Annotated in this window: 19 protein-coding genes and 1 pseudogene; 9 read left to right on the top strand and 11 right to left on the bottom strand. The window is 35.6% G+C overall.

Translation table 11 applies throughout. The features are described from left to right. Window positions 1-424: 424 nt before the first annotated feature. Together B2R82_RS03740 and B2R82_RS03735 are read right to left on the bottom strand one after the other, a co-directional pair. On the bottom strand, window positions 425-943 hold the full coding sequence (locus B2R82_RS03740; RefSeq protein WP_286923592.1) for a DNA-deoxyinosine glycosylase: 519 nt from the start codon (window positions 941-943) through the stop codon (window positions 425-427). Between the two features lie 18 nt (window positions 944-961). After that, window positions 962-1756, bottom strand: coding sequence for a DUF2268 domain-containing protein (locus tag B2R82_RS03735; protein ID WP_286923590.1), 795 nt, complete (start codon window positions 1754-1756; stop codon window positions 962-964). 107 nt (window positions 1757-1863) lie between these two features. Here B2R82_RS03735 and B2R82_RS03730 point away from each other — a divergent pair, with 107 nt between their 5' ends. Continuing rightward, entirely contained in the window at window positions 1864-2121 is a 258-nt protein-coding gene (locus B2R82_RS03730; protein ID WP_286923589.1) for a hypothetical protein, read from the top strand. 67 nt (window positions 2122-2188) lie between these two features. Here the strand turns inward: B2R82_RS03730 and B2R82_RS03725 are convergent, their stop codons facing one another. Next, the gene (locus B2R82_RS03725) at window positions 2189-2926 is read right to left on the bottom strand and encodes a polysaccharide deacetylase family protein (RefSeq protein WP_286923588.1); all 738 of its coding nucleotides are present in this window, start codon (window positions 2924-2926) and stop codon (window positions 2189-2191) included. Between the two features lie 314 nt (window positions 2927-3240). Between B2R82_RS03725 and B2R82_RS03720 the strand changes: the two genes are divergently transcribed. The 3 genes from B2R82_RS03720 to B2R82_RS03710 all read left to right on the top strand — a co-directional run bounded on the left by B2R82_RS03720 (window position 3241) and on the right by B2R82_RS03710 (window position 5126). Continuing rightward, window positions 3241-3543: a YunC family protein gene (locus tag B2R82_RS03720; protein WP_283869942.1), complete on the top strand. Its 303-nt coding sequence runs from the start codon at window positions 3241-3243 to the stop codon at window positions 3541-3543. A 272-nt stretch (window positions 3544-3815) separates the two neighbouring features. Beyond that, complete coding sequence (locus tag B2R82_RS03715; protein WP_286923587.1) at window positions 3816-4439, top strand: DUF2238 domain-containing protein; 624 nt, start codon at window positions 3816-3818, stop codon at window positions 4437-4439. A 36-nt stretch (window positions 4440-4475) separates the two neighbouring features. After that, window positions 4476-5126, top strand: coding sequence for an SIMPL domain-containing protein (locus B2R82_RS03710; RefSeq protein ID WP_286923585.1), 651 nt, complete (start codon window positions 4476-4478; stop codon window positions 5124-5126). Window positions 5127-5169: 43 nt separating this feature from the next. Here the strand turns inward: B2R82_RS03710 and B2R82_RS03705 are convergent, their stop codons facing one another. The 3 genes from B2R82_RS03705 to B2R82_RS24030 form a co-directional block, all read right to left on the bottom strand. Next, entirely contained in the window at window positions 5170-5817 is a 648-nt protein-coding gene (locus tag B2R82_RS03705) for a uridine kinase family protein (protein ID WP_286923584.1), read from the bottom strand. A 152-nt stretch (window positions 5818-5969) separates the two neighbouring features. Next, window positions 5970-6191 (bottom strand): hypothetical protein, encoded by a 222-nt coding sequence (locus B2R82_RS24035; protein WP_313373282.1) that lies wholly within the window; start codon window positions 6189-6191, stop codon window positions 5970-5972. Continuing rightward, window positions 6166-6369, bottom strand: a complete 204-nt coding sequence (locus B2R82_RS24030) for a phosphoglycerate mutase family protein (protein ID WP_313373281.1) — start codon at window positions 6367-6369, stop codon at window positions 6166-6168. The genes B2R82_RS24035 and B2R82_RS24030 overlap by 26 nt, the downstream gene beginning before the upstream one ends. Window positions 6370-6660: 291 nt before the next feature. Here B2R82_RS24030 and B2R82_RS03695 point away from each other — a divergent pair, with 291 nt between their 5' ends. Further along, window positions 6661-7437 (top strand): hydralysin-2, encoded by a 777-nt coding sequence (locus B2R82_RS03695; RefSeq protein ID WP_286923583.1) that lies wholly within the window; start codon window positions 6661-6663, stop codon window positions 7435-7437. A gap of 190 nt (window positions 7438-7627) precedes the next feature. Here B2R82_RS03695 and B2R82_RS03690 read toward each other — a convergent pair. The 3 genes and pseudogenes from B2R82_RS03690 to B2R82_RS03680 all read right to left on the bottom strand — a co-directional run. Next, a pseudogene (locus tag B2R82_RS03690) lies at window positions 7628-7873 on the bottom strand (DUF4097 family beta strand repeat-containing protein); the annotation flags it as partial. Window positions 7874-7938: 65 nt separating this feature from the next. Beyond that, on the bottom strand, window positions 7939-8637 hold the full coding sequence (locus B2R82_RS03685) for an ABC transporter permease (RefSeq protein WP_286923582.1): 699 nt from the start codon (window positions 8635-8637) through the stop codon (window positions 7939-7941). Continuing rightward, entirely contained in the window at window positions 8630-9553 is a 924-nt protein-coding gene (locus B2R82_RS03680) for an ABC transporter ATP-binding protein (protein ID WP_286923581.1), read from the bottom strand. The genes B2R82_RS03685 and B2R82_RS03680 overlap by 8 nt, the downstream gene beginning before the upstream one ends. Before the next feature lie 158 nt (window positions 9554-9711). On the opposite strand from B2R82_RS03680, the gene B2R82_RS03675 reads away from it, so the two are divergent. Both B2R82_RS03675 and B2R82_RS03670 read left to right on the top strand, forming a co-directional pair. Next, on the top strand, window positions 9712-10434 hold the full coding sequence (locus B2R82_RS03675; RefSeq protein WP_286923580.1) for a response regulator transcription factor: 723 nt from the start codon (window positions 9712-9714) through the stop codon (window positions 10432-10434). Continuing rightward, a complete protein-coding gene (locus B2R82_RS03670; protein WP_286923579.1) occupies window positions 10425-11519 on the top strand; it encodes a sensor histidine kinase in 1095 nt (364 codons plus the stop codon). The genes B2R82_RS03675 and B2R82_RS03670 overlap by 10 nt, the downstream gene beginning before the upstream one ends. 105 nt (window positions 11520-11624) lie before the next feature. Here B2R82_RS03670 and B2R82_RS03665 read toward each other — a convergent pair whose 3' ends face one another. Further along, entirely contained in the window at window positions 11625-12536 is a 912-nt protein-coding gene (locus B2R82_RS03665) for a DMT family transporter (protein ID WP_286923578.1), read from the bottom strand. Between the two features lie 166 nt (window positions 12537-12702). Between B2R82_RS03665 and B2R82_RS03660 the strand changes: the two genes are divergently transcribed. Together B2R82_RS03660 and B2R82_RS03655 are read left to right on the top strand one after the other, a co-directional pair. Beyond that, a complete protein-coding gene (locus B2R82_RS03660) occupies window positions 12703-14040 on the top strand; it encodes a PLP-dependent aminotransferase family protein (protein WP_286923577.1) in 1338 nt (445 codons plus the stop codon). A 78-nt stretch (window positions 14041-14118) separates the two neighbouring features. After that, window positions 14119-14358: a group-specific protein gene (locus B2R82_RS03655; protein WP_286923576.1), complete on the top strand. Its 240-nt coding sequence runs from the start codon at window positions 14119-14121 to the stop codon at window positions 14356-14358. Window positions 14359-14680: 322 nt separating this feature from the next. On the opposite strand, the gene B2R82_RS03650 is transcribed toward B2R82_RS03655, so the two are convergent. Continuing rightward, window positions 14681-14839 (bottom strand): DUF1540 domain-containing protein, encoded by a 159-nt coding sequence (locus B2R82_RS03650; RefSeq protein ID WP_283869956.1) that lies wholly within the window; start codon window positions 14837-14839, stop codon window positions 14681-14683. Between the last annotated feature and the right edge of the window lie 33 nt (window positions 14840-14872).

The raw sequence follows: 14872 nt of genomic DNA, 5'->3' as shown, positions 1-14872 counted from the left end.
ATATTTTCTTCCCACAAAAGTATAGTAAAAGGATGTTACTTACCATCATTAAATGGAAAAATAGTGGTACAATTCTATAGTTGCCAACCTACATTTTAGTTTTTGCATAAAACTAATTTCTACCTTTACAAAGCCACTTATTGCTGTCGAACTGCTTTCGTATAGAAAAATTTTTATCAAAGCTCCATTTTTCGCAAAATAATGGTGGTAAAGACTTCAATTTATCACTATACATTTTTGTGAAATACTATGAGTAATGGTTGATTGGAGTGTGAGTGACTCCCGGAGAGTTCACAGCGTCACAGATAAGACCCTGGAGCGAGCAATAAAGCGAGTGAAGCGCTATATTTTTTAATTTGTCACCTTGATTTCATTGACATAATAGTATTTCAACAACATGAAAAATAACCTCCAACAATAGAGGTTATTTTATGTTAGGTAAATAGGAGCTCATCACTTGCCAATCCTTGAGCTTTTCCTTAAAAGATTTAATATTTTTCCCAGGTATAGGGCTAGTTGAGGGCATTTTTTGATAGTCACGCTCAGCTAAAACTTCAAAACCAATATGCCTTTTAAAAACATCAAAAGCCTTTGCTCCATTAAAAAGTACTAACTCAATGTTAGGATAGTGCTCAAAAAGCATTTGAAAATCATTCGGCTTTTCATTACGAATAGCCGCATCTAAGCTTCCCTTACGCTCACAAGATGCTATTGTATCCCAAAGACCAATATGGTTACTCTTTAACAACTCCAACCTTTGTTCATAGTTATCTGGAATTGCTATCTCTACTATTTCCCCAATAATTGCCCAAAAGTGATTGCGTGGGTTACCATAATATTGCTGCTTCTCTAATGACTGTTTTCCAGGCATTGAGCCCACGATCAGCACCTTTGTTGACAAGTCAATAACGGGAGGTAATACATTTTTTAATTGATCTGACACGCCAATCACTCCTTCCCTCTATTGTAATGGAAAATCAGAGCCAGTAAGTATCTCCTTCGAATCTTTTAAAAGAAGTTTGTTTGATGAATGATTTTTTATATAGGTTCTTACAATTTCATAGCCAATACAATATCCAATCCACTGAGGTAGTTTTCCACCATATAAAAATTCTCCATGATGCGCCAATCCCTCATTATTCATCTGAGGTAAAAAATACTTTTTCCATATTTCTAGCATCTTTTCCATCGTATAATTCCCCAACCATGGTGTTAACCACTCATCTCCATAAATTTCTTCTACTGCACATTCTGCCAAGCCCTCTAAAACTAAAGAATCCAACAAGGTCACTTCATTTAAAGATTTATTTATACAGTGCAGACGACAAACATGGTTGTATTCATGTGCAAATAATGCTCGAAGTTCCTGTTTTTTAAGTTCCCCAACAAATAAAAATATGGCATTAGGATAGGCAGTACCATTTTTTTTAGTCATTGTTTGTTCCTGTGTTATAGGGAGTATATAGATTGGTATATTAGGACCGTTCCATTTTTCTTTTAAGTAATTAAATTCTTCTTGCACAATTAGCCAAACATTTTGTTTTTCTAACTTTTGAATAGCCAAGTTTTCATGTGGCAAATATAGCCCCTGCTGCTGCAATTCAAATTGTATTTCTTCCGGATTTCCATTATTAAAGATCTCTATCAGACGATTACAAATGATAGAGCGTTGTAATTCATAAATATTTCTCTTAGGCACAAGCTTTTGAATCTCCATAATTTCATGTAACCACTCATTTGTTGGTATAACTGACATCCTCACACCTCCAACTATAGCTTATGTGTTCAATAGACAATCGGCTAATGGTGGATAGAGGAGACAGCATATATTAGTTTGTAAGGAAGCTGAAAGGAGGGAAAATTGTGAATCCAGCTAATACTTATAATCTTTGCTGTCAATATCAAGGTAAACGTGTAAAAATTACTGAATCATGCGGAAAAGTACATTATGGAGAAATAACTAGAGTGGATAGAAGACAGGTATGGATTCTTCCTGATAGACGATTTGGTGGTTATGGTTTAGGTTTCTGGGGTTGGGGTTTTAGAGGAGCAGGCTTCGGTGTTGGTATCGCACTTGGAACAATTGTTGGGATTGCACTTGCACCACTTCTATTTTGGTAATTAATTTGTTTTGGTAAACTGAGGAAAATAAGCCATATCAAACAATTGTTGAGATGGCTTATTCCTATTATTGCACTTGCTCTTTCTGCTGTTTGCTTTCTATCAGCTCGGATATCGTGACAAATGTATAGCCCTGCTTTTTTAACACTGGCAATATTTCCTCCAGCGCTTTAATGGTTTGACTGCGATCGCCGCCTCCATCATGGAATAAAATAACATCTCCAGGCTTTGATCCCTTCAGAACCTTTTGTGTAATTTTCTTTACACCTGGCTGCTTCCAATCCTGAGTATCCTGATGCCAAGACCACATAACTACTTTGTATCCATCCTTAACAGCGGCATTAATCATTGAATCATTATAGTTACCACCTACAGGACGGAATAAAACCGGGGAAAACCCAGTTATGCCATAAATTATTTCCTTTGTCTGCCGCAGCTCCTTCTGCAAATCAGCAATGGAAACTTTGAACGGATGTGAATACGTATGATTGGCTAACTCATGTCCTTCAGAATAAGATCGTAAAACAACCTCTGGATATTTTTCTGCATTTTTTCCAATAATAAAAAAGGTAGCCTTTGCATCATACTTTGCCAATAAGTCTAAAATAGCTGCCGTATACTTAGGATGTGGTCCATCGTCAAAGGTGAGGGCAATTATTTTGTCTTCTGTATTGATATCCCACACAACTTCTCCTGTCTCCTCATAATAGGGGCGACCTTTATCCGCATACGTTATCAGCCCTGTAGAGCAAACCGATATGATAAAAAAACAAATACTTAAAAGCATTACATATTTACGTGTCATAGCATCACCTCCCAAGTCACATTCACATTACTCCGTCAACTTACTATTTACGAATTACAATGAATTATACTTGAGAAGGATTGGCGGTTTTCCCCTTTAAATATTACAGAAATCCCCTTTTGATGATATTAGAATTGTCATAGGAATTAACATCTGAGTAAGATATTTATCAAATATTTAACTAAAAATTGATAATACTATAAGATCGGTCTTTTCAAAGCAATGATGAATAATCTAATTGTATTTTTTATTAAAAAATGTCGAACACCTTTTTAGCTCCTGCCATATGTATATAGAGAAAAGGAGTGATTTTGATGGTGACAATAGAGCCTATCATGATTAAGGGGCATTTCTTCACTGCGGTAGCTGTTCAATTACCCAAAACAACACTACTGACGGTTTCAAATAATACGGGCTATATAATGTGCGGGGCATTGGATGTCGGTTTGTTAAATGACCGCCTAGCTGATCGAAAAATTATTGCTGGGCGAGCTGTTGGTGTAAAAACAATCGATGAATTATTGACAGCTCCCCTAGAATCCGTGACCTATGAGGCACAACAGTTGGGCATTACTGAAGGAATGTCTGGTGTAGAGGCTTTATTAAAAATGATCTAAAGCCTTCAATTATACCCCAGCGTAATTGCGTCCGAATTTTTTTGAGCTTGCTTGAAAAGCTCTTCTTTAAAATTCGTAACAGGCGTTTGTATAATCGCCACCAAAAGAAGTGGAAGTATTCTGAGCTGCGCTGTCGCACAGTAAAGATCTGCTGAATCAAGATAAGCAAAGCGTCAGTGCATAGCTCAACTAGACGCTTTTTTTAGCTGATGTCATATTTTTGTATAACATAGCCACGCCTTCCCTATACTTTAAGCAAAGGAGTGTGCGTGATGGGTAAAGATAAGAAAATACATGTCATTTTATTATTAATCGTCATCATTATTTTTCTCTGGTCTGTAATAAAGCCAGCTTCCTATTTGGATTGGCTAGCTGAGGTCAGTCCTGCTGTTGTAGCAATTATCTTTGTTACTGTCCTCTATAATAAATTCCGTTTCACAACTTTTTCATATTGTATCATCGCTTTTTTATCCATCTTAACGTTTATTGGTGGACACTATACCTATTCAGAGGTCCCTCTTTTTAATTGGATTAAAGAAGAATTCCATTTACAGCGAAATAACTATGATCGCTTTGGACATTTCTTTAAAGGTTTAATGGCGATTGTTATAAGGGAAATATTAATACGAAAGACGCCATTAACAAAAGGGGCTTGGTTATCAGGCATTACATTTAGTATTATGCTTGCTATTGCAGCTACCTATGAAATCATTGAATGGTTAAGCACAAAAATCTCCAAAGGTAGTAAAGTATCGAAGGATTTTGTCGGAATGCAAGGCGATCGCTGGGATGCACAATGGGACATGTTTTTAGCCCTTATTGGAACACTTTTAACATTGCTGCTCTTTACTAAATTACATGATAAATTATTAAAAAATCTGAAAGATAAAGGATAGCAGGGAGCATTGAGCCTTTAGAAAGGTGGTTTTTCGATGTATTATTCAACTGGTGGTCAGCAAGTTCCTTATGCACAACGTGTTATCATTGTGAATGGTCAGGGAAAAGTAATGGCAAAGGCAGGCTATGTACAGCTGCAGGTTGAAGTAAATACACAAGGAAAACATGTACAGGATACACAGAAGGATAATGCGATAATAATGAATCGTGTCATGCAATCTCTGTTAGCACTTAAAATCCCAAGAGAACACATTCAAACAACAGGCTACACGATTTTACCACTTTATGATTTTGAGAATGGTAAACAAATTTTTAATGAATATGAAGTGACCAATGCCATTACAATAAAGGTGATGGACACGAATCAGGTTGGTGCCGTTATTGACACAGCTGTGCAAAATGGGGCAAATCGGATTTCCTCCATTCAATTTAACATTGCAGATGTCGATGCCTATTACCAACAAGCACTTACTTTAGCTCTCCATAATGCCCAAATGAAAGCTAAAACAATTGCAGATGCGATGTATTTGCCTTTGCAGCCCCAGCCAATTGAAATTGTTGAGGAACATGAAAATAGCCCCGTCCTCTATAAATCCATGACGATGGCCGATTCAACAATTGCTACACCTATTGAACAGGGGCAAATGGCTATTAATGCGACTGTTAGAGTGAAATTTCAATATTAAAGACAAGAGCTTTCTGCCTTTTTGAATTGCAGAAAGCTCTGATTTAAAAATCAAAAGCGATTTTTTCTAGGCATACTATATCATTCGACGTTTTAACAATAATATCAAAATGATGTCTAAAAGAATGCATAAACAATTCATATTGAATCCGTCGTTCCTCATGAGACTGCCTTAAATAATCGATATTTGTTCCCCTTTCTAGTATATCTCGCCCTGACCTTCTCTTTAATTCCGTATCGTCATCTGTATAAAAATAAATTTTTAAATCAAATAATTTCGGATTAATAAATGCTACACTCATTCCCTCAACAATGGTTATTTTACTTTTTGAAGAAATTAACGCACTTTTCATATAATGCGTATCAATTGTCAATAAATCCAGTCCTTCTCTAACCATCTGAATATCTCGTTCCAAAGAAGGTAAATGATGTGCCGCTGGATGGCAAGCGGTCATTTTAAAATGATGCTGTTCGTTTCGAAAAGTATAGTTGATAATTGTATGCTTGCGTATATCCGAACTAACAATATACGGGTCTGTATTGATATAATTCGTTTCATCCTGATTCAGTAGATGTATAAGTCTATTGGCAAACGTTGTTTTTCCTGCTGCACCATGGCCAGAGATACCAATAACAATTGCTTTATCTTCCTTTTTAACCCATGTAACAATTTCTTGTAATAACCTATCCATGTTTCTCCTCTCGTTTCCATATACGTTCTAGTGTCACAGCATTTTCCTTCATAGTTAGCTGATAGACATTTGGATTACTTAGATTTTTCCAAAATTGAAAATCTACATCCCGTTGATAATGTTTTAAAAGCAAGGTAAAAATATTTCCATGGCTAACGATAAATGTATGGATCAACTTCATTTCGAAATATTTCTTCGACAACATTAACGATACGTGTCATGGCCTCCTCATTTGACTCTCCACCATCAAATCTTATTGTCATATCAGTAAAGGTTGCTTGTAGCTTTTCATACCAGTCTGATAAATCTCTAGCGCTTAAAATCCGTTCTGAAAGGCGTTCATCGACTTCAATATCGATATTTTTCCCTTGCACTAAGCTGCTCTAACGTTTGAATTGCGCGTAAAAAGGGGCTTGCAATAATTCGCTTGATTTCTTTGTCAGCGAAAAAGTCCGCTAAAACTTCTGCTTGATGAAAGCCTTTTTCTGTTAAATGGGCATCGGATGATTGACCTTGGGCTTCACAATGCCTAATTACATAGATCTGTTTCACAATCAAAACCTCCTAGAAAAAGTATGGAAAACTTTCATCCTTATAATTTATCACAGTTTCCAATTTTCTAGAGGAAAAAAGTTTTGATACAGCTAGATACCAGTTAACAGTGTGTTAATAAGTCTATTCATAAAGCTCTATTAATTTGTCTTTTTATGTAAAAATAATACTAATTTTGTAAAATGTAAAGACTTATTTGGTTAATTAAGGTAATATACTTATGGGTTATTGAACGCATATATTAATTTAATAAATGTGTTTATATAACAACACAAATTAGGAGGTAACATAATGACAATTCAAGAAAAATTATCATTTACAGATTTACCTGCACTAAAATCAAGCCCCGAGAGTGTAAGACAAGCTTTCACAAATAAGTTTGGTACAAAACCTGATGGCATCTCTGTCAACAGTGAAACTTATTTTAATGCTGTCAAACCTGCAATCACAGAACAATATGGACACCCTTGTTATAAAAGACTAGGTGACTTTAATTATATGAAAGGCGATGGCAAGCCACCTACATCTGCAATCGTTGGGAGCAATGTAGCAGTAAACTATGGAGATGAAGAGGCTACGATGACTTTAGAGGTTCAAGGAAGCTGGCAAAGTGAGCAATCTTGGTCTTCTGAAAGTACGACTGGTCTAACGATATCCTCCAAATTTACAATTGAAGGATTCTTTGAATCAGGAATGGAGTTTTCTGTCAGTACTACTGTTGGGGAATCAAAAACTGAGTCAGAATCAAGAACAGCCACTGCCAGTGTACAAGTGACTGTGCCGCCTAGAAGTAAAAAACAAGTAACAATGGTTGGTACATTGAAAAAAGAATCCATGAACTTCCGCGCACCTATTTCAGTTGATGGCATGTTTGGAGCAAACTTCCCTAAACGAGTACAAGACCATTATTTCTGGTTCCTTGGTGCAAGTAGTGTATTGACTCAAACAACAGGAGAAATCACTGGTACTATTAAAAATACAGCTGTCTTTGATGTTCATACGGAAATTGGCAAAACAGAGCCATTAACTGCGGAAGAGCTAAGCAAACTTGCTGTATTAGCTAAGTAACCCTAAATCATAGCTTGTAAAAAACGAATTAAGTTTTTTACAAGCTTTTCTAATTATTATCCGGCCTCTCAATTGCTAGATTAATTTATATAAATAACCCCTTCCTTGCTAATAGCCTCCACTCGATTTGATGCTTTTCCAATTTTCCACTTTGTTGAATCTCCTTTGACTTTTTTAAAATCCTTTAACTTTATTGTAATATCGGAGACTCACTTTTAGCTAAAAGCTCTAAAAATTGTGGAGCCTTTGAATAGGACAACGTAATATCTCCAGAGCCTGATTCGACAAATAAATCTTTTTCTTCATTCATTTCATTTAATACTATTTCATCACTCGTTGAAGTAATGTTCATCTGTGGACTAGAGATATTTGTAATGTAGCTATCACCATTTACAACTACTATTGTTAATTCCTTAAAAGAGCTATCTATAATCTTTAATTCACCATCCTGTCATGTAATCTTACCCCTTTCAGCTGATAGTCCCTTAATGATGATAGATTTTAAGTTAGATCCACTTTATCGACCCTTCGATAAGATAAATAGCCAATTAAAAATCCTAATCCACACAATAGAATTGGCACAGCCATAATTTGATATAGACTAGATGATGTTGATCCATCAGAAACAGATGCATTAATGATAAATCCAATAATTACAGCTGATGTAATGGTAGAAGCAGTAGATTTTTTCCGCATACCAAAGTACAAAGGTATTAAGCTTACGCCAGCAGTCATAAAAGCACTCATAAAAGTAGATGGTATTGTTGCAATCATCTCTTGTATATCCGCTGGTTGCTGAAATAAACTCATCATCGGATTCAGAAAATAAATCAGTATATTAATCATGAAGGTAGCACTAACAATACTGACAAAGCAGAAACCAAAAACGAGAGACAGCTTGGCAAGTATAATTTTTTTTCTTTTCAATGGGTACGTAAACAATAACTGAACAGTTTTATTTTTATATTCATCTATCACCAAGCGGGATAGGATTACACTTGAAAAAATAATAAATACAATACGAATTAGAATATTTGTTAAGGACGTAATTTCCGTATAGTTTAAAAACGCCCATTCTCCTTCTCCCCCTATAGCCATCAGAGCAACGGCTACAAAAATGCTGATAATACAAATCAATAAGCCCTTTATATAACCGGACATACGATTCTTTTTCCATTCAAGTTTTAGTAATTTAAGCATGTGGATGACCTCCATTAATTAATTGTAAGAAATACTCTTCTAAATGTTGTTGTTGCTTTTCAAGACCATTGACAACTATATCACTGAGAATAAGCTCTTTATTAATTTGAGATTGCGAAATATTTTGCTCAAAAACCCGAATACAATGCTCATTGACCACTTCGTAATTTCGAATACCAAGCTTATTCTCAAGAACTTTAATTGCTCCCCTGAAATCATCTATTCGGATTTCTAAATAAGCCATTGTTTCTTTGCGAATATTCTCCATTTTAACTTCCTTTAATAATTTTCCATCATGGAGGATGCCAATTGTGTCTGCTATCGATTCAATTTCTGACACGATATGACTGGAAATTAAAATGGTGATACCATATTTTTCTTTTAGTTGTATTAAAAGTTCTCGTATATCTTTAATACCAATTGGATCAAGACCATTGATAGGTTCATCTAAAATAAGAATTTCAGGTTTTGTCACTATAGCTCGTGCAATTCCTAATCTTTGCTTCATTCCCAATGAAAATTCATGTATCTTTTTATTTTCCACACTATTCAGACCGACGATTCTCAGCGCTTCCTTTACAGCCCCCTTGTCATTAACGCCACTATATTCGCAGTGAAGCTCTAAGTTTTCCTTAGCTGTCAGTCTTTCATAGAATTCTGGGTACTCAATAATGCTCCCTATTTTCTTCAAGTATTGATAAGAGGTTGTAGAGATTGGTGTATTAAAAATCTTTATTGCTCCTGAGGTTGGCTTTACCAGGTTTAAAATCATTTTCATAACCGTTGTTTTCCCAGCACCATTTGGACCTAAAAAACCATAAATCTCTCCTTTTTTAATGTTCATATTGACATTCGAGATAGTTTCCACTCCCTTATAGCTCTTGCATAATTGATGTATTTGAATAATGGTTTCCATTTTACTTTCTCCTTACTGTTTTAAAATTCATTACACTAAGCTTAATAAGCGAAAGTAAAATCAAAGTAAAATCAACGGAAAATAACAGTAATTTTTTTATTTGAGGGAGGCTATACAACTCAGAAGCTGTTATGATGAAATTGAAATGAGGGATACAAATGGAAGGTGTAAAAATCTTAACAGTAGATGATGAAATCGGCATTTTAAAACTTTTAGACATTACGCTAAGGAAAGAAAATTTTACTAATATTGATTCGGCCTCTAATGGAAAAGATACGCTACAGCTTATCAAGGACAATCATTACGATATTATTTTGCTGGATATCATGCTGCCAGATATCAGTGGCTTTGAGCTTTGCACAGCTATCCGTAATCATACAAATACCCCAATTATTTTTGTTAGTGCACGCTCCACAGATTTTGATAAATTAACTGGGCTAGGATTAGGCGGTGATGATTATATAACAAAACCCTTCAACCCTTTAGAAGTGGTTGCTCGTATTAAGGCCATCCTTAGACGTCAAAAAATGTATGAAAATACACAGCAACAACTTGAGGCAAAATTTGATTTTGGTTATTTTACGCTCAACCCTGAAACTGCCACACTCATTGTTAATAAGCTGCCTGTAGAATGCACCGCTAAGGAGCTTGAGCTACTACAATTCTTTTGTAAAAATCCAAATCGGATTTTTACAACCTCTCAGCTTTATGAATTTGTCTGGGGTAATGATGTCTATGGGGAGGAAAAGACTGTAACCATCCATATTTCAAAGCTACGGAAAAAGCTTGGAGATGATACACGAAAACCAAGAATAATTGTGAATTTAAGGGGTATAGGCTATAAATTTATCCCACCTAAAGAGGAATCCTTATGCGAATAAATACACGCTTTACCATACATCTTTCGTTGGGCATTATGCTGTGGATGCTTGTAACTGGAATCTGTATTCTCATAGGTATCGAAGGGATCATACCACTCTTTAAGGAAAATGCTAGTGAGGAGTATGAGAATTTATGGGTACTATGGATCTTTGGATTTAGTACTGTTGCCTGTATAGCAGTATTTGGGTGGTATTTTGGTGGTCCTCTTGGCTTTATCATGACTTGGATTCAGCAATTATTTGAGGAAAATTATACACAGCCCAATGGACTGACCAACATCTATAACCGTAAAGGAAAGCTACGCATGCGTTATATGCTCTATCAAGAGGTACTTCAGCATCTACAATCCTTATCAGGCAAATTAAAGGCTGCTGAAACAGAACGTGAAAAGGTTGAACAAGCAAAACAAGAATGGATTGCTGGTATATCACACGATTTAAAAACGCCATTAACCTATATTACAGGCTACTCTACCCTTTTATTAAATGATCAATACGATTGGACCAAGGAGGAAGCTCGTTCCTTTATTCAAGAGATTGCAGATAAAGGCAAGCATATGGAGGAACTTATTCAAGATTTAAGTCTCGTCATTCAGTTTAATAATACAGACGGTCAATTACCCTTGCATAAAACCAATCAGGATATTGTGGATTTTACAAAAAGAATCGTTGCCAATATAAGCAACAATCCACAGGCCATTGATTATATTTTGCATTTTAAAACTGATACATCTGTTATAAGCATTGACTTTGACACGAAATTCATGCAACGCATATTACAAAACATTCTTATGAATTCCATTATCCACAATCCGCCTAGCACAAATATTTATACACATATTTTTGATCACCCTGAATATGTGGATATTCACATTGTGGATAACGGTGTAGGTATGCCTCCGCACATGGTCGAAAATATATTTCAACAATATTATCGTGGAACGACTACTGAATTTTCCTCTGAAGGCACTGGACTTGGTATGGCAATTGTTCATAAGCTTGTACAAGCTCATAAGGGAACCATTTCTATAGAAAGCCAGCCTTCAGAAGGAACAACCTTTCAAATTACCTTACCTAAAAAATAAGAATCCCACCTCTTGGCTACAAAAAGTTGAAGAGGTGGGCGTATATTACTTTGGATAAGATTAATAGTTATTTAGCAAACGAATATACACTAAGTAAAAGATTTATCATGAAGCTCCTCTCTTATTTCCAAAATAATTAGTTCCGATAATACCAATAACAATGCTGACTCCACCAATTAAATGGTACAGATGAAAAGCTTCCTTTAAAAAAATAACGCCCGCAAGTATGGTAATGAATGTAGCTAAATTACTAAAAACACTCATTTTAGAGGCTTCCAATATTGATAAGGAATAATTAGATAAATAGGAAGTCACAAGTGAAGATAAAATACCTAAATAAACAATGGCAATAACAAAATCACCATACAGAAAGGGCTTAAAAAATTGAGGAAGCGTTTGATTCATTACATGATTTCCTATTGCTACCCCATTGAAAATAACAAACCCACAAAATGTCATCATATAAGTTAGTGATATTAAAGAATATTGCCTTGTAAGCTTTCTTGCAAAAATGTTATAAAATGATACTGCCAATGCTGAAAGCAAAATTAATCCGCTACCTATTAAATTGCCTGTGTTTGCACCCCTATTACTCATACTAAGCATAAAAATCACGCCCGCCACGGAAAGACCAACGAAGAAAAGCTGCAGATGTGATGACTTTTCCTTTAAAAGCACACTTGCAAGAATTAATGTAAAAACAGGAATCGCTGCTTGAATAATGCCCGCCTCTGTGGAAGATATTTGAGCAAGTCCGAGTACTTGAAAAGTAAAAAATGCAAGTGGATACAATAAAGCTAGTGGTAAAATCCTCATTATATCCTGCTTACCTATTTTGACACGTTTTTTTGTACAGATCATAAAAATCAAAATGCTGATAAAAGCAATGGAAAAACGATGTGCCAATGTATCTATTGGACTTGCTACTGTTAAAGCTACTTTTACAAACATAAATGACAATCCAATAATAAGTGCATAGCCGATAGCCGCTAAATAGGCTTTTCTTTGTGCTGTCATAGCAATTACTCCTTTTTTTCAAATGTAGGTTAAACAGAAACTTATTCAGAGTATTTCTCTCTACTAATGGTTCTGACTAACGTAAAGCAATCTTAATAAAAAATCAAAGCTTACACGATATAAAAAATACCCATCTGTACCGATACAGATGAGTAGGAGGTAGTTTATGCTTAAATATGAAATTATCTATTCCAAACTATTGAATCAAATACAGCTGGGGGCTCTACAGGCTGGTGCAAAGCTTCCTTCTATTCGTCAGTTATCTCAGGAATTTTCCTGTAGCAAGAGCACTATTTTGACAGCACTAAGAAAACTAGAAAATCAGCATTTCATTTATGCTCAACCAAAAAGTGGATACTACGTCGTGGATCACCAACTCCCTTCTACTCCAGGTACAAGCAATGTAATAGATTTTGCAACATCATCGCCTAGCTGGCATACATTCCCGTATAAAGATTTCCAGCATTGTATCAATAAAGCTATAGATACCTACCAGGCAGACTTATTTCGCTATGGTACACCGAAGGGCTTACCTTCGTTAATTAGAGAAGCTCAAAAATTGTTAGAAACGTATCAAGTATTTACAAAACAGGAGAATATCTTTATCACATCTGGTGTTCAGCAATCTCTTTTCTTGCTAAGTGTTATGCCATTTCCTACTAATCGCACAACCATTCTAGTTGAACAGCCTAGCTACCATTTATATATGGATTATTTTAAAACATATCAAGTACCCGTCGTCGGCATTAAAAGGACTTCAAAAGGAATAGACCTGCAGGAATTAGAAACTATTTTTAGTAAACAGGATATTAAGTTCTTTTATACAATGCCAAGACTACACAATCCTTTAGGTACCTCCTTTTGTAAGAAGGAAAAGGACGATATTCGTAGACTCGCCTATAAGTACAGCGTTTATATCGTCGAGGATGACTATTTGGCAGACTTCGACCTCAACATAAAATCTGATCCATTATTCACAGATGATATGGAGCAGCATGTAATTTATTTAAAAAGTTTTTCCAAAATCATGTTTCCAGGCTTACGAATTGGTCTTGCTGTTTTACCAAATGCACTTATTGATAGTTTTCAGCGTCATAAAAATACGGCTGATATCGATAGTTCTATGATTTCACAAGCTTCTTTAGAGCTATATCTAAAAAGTGGAATGTTTGAACGGTACCAAAAGGTGGTTAGCGAGGCTTATACACAACGTGCCAATATACTTCAACAATCTATCGCCAAATATTTACCTGATTTTCAAGCAACCACAGAGATTTGCATGCATAGCCATATCGTATTCCCAAGGGAAATCAATACCAATAGGCTTATTCAGCATTTAAAGCTAAAAAAAATCTATCTAGACACCATTGATCGCAATTATTTATATGGATTTTATCCCGAGCGTATTTTAAAGCTCAATGTTTCCAATGTTGAGGACTATAAAATTGAAAAGGGGATTCACGAGATAGCTCATGCCCTCAGCCAACCGCAAAATCACTTTTAATATGCAGCGAATCATTCATGAAAATTCATAACGGGGCATATATATAGACATCATAAATTGGTCTATAAGGAGGATTCCATGCAATCTGAAAAAATGCGACTTAGGACGATTCAACACCTTGCTTATGAAATCATGGATGAGATGAACAAAGGCAAGGAGCTTACACAGTTGGAGATCTTAATCCCTATTATTGATAATTTATCACGAGCAATAGGGGATTTAACAGATTCATATGGAAAATATTCATTAGATTATGTAGAGGAAAAGGTGAAAAATGCACATGCACTTTTATTTCAAAAGGAAAAGGTAGATGTCTAATCAATTATGCCTCGGCATAATTGCGTCCGGAATCGGCTTTGTGCTTACACAAAGAACTCCTTTTCGATTCCGTGACATCCGCCGGAGGCTTTGGGCCAACACGATGTTGGTCACTCAGGCGTTTTCACAGGATGTGAAGATCTTAGCCTGAATTCCTCTATTTCAGCGGGTGTTTGAATACCCTCTGAAAAGTAGCTTAAATTCGCATTCATCTCACCACCTATATAGGCTGGAGACTTCTGCTGAAAGAAGTTAAAAAGCTAATCGGATAAAATGAGGAGAAAAGGGTAACCATATGCTTGATTACCCTTTTAACCATTCATTAATGCGTTTCAGGTTCAAATGTTTTACAATCTGTTTCTTCGCTATTCGAAGCTTGTTGTCCCTTCTGGCTGACAACGTAAATTTTTTCTGCTGTACATTTATTACCAGAGTCCCAAAATGTGCAGTTATTGACCTCACAAAGAATTTCTTGTGCCATCGTCTCACACCTCCTCTTTGTTATCTTTAACAA

Origin of the sequence: Lysinibacillus sp. UBA6686, from assembly GCF_002455205.1 — a bacterium.
GTDB classification, from domain to species: Bacteria; Bacillota; Bacilli; order Bacillales_A; family Planococcaceae; genus Lysinibacillus; species Lysinibacillus pakistanensis.
This window is presented reverse-complemented; position numbering and strand designations above follow the sequence as displayed.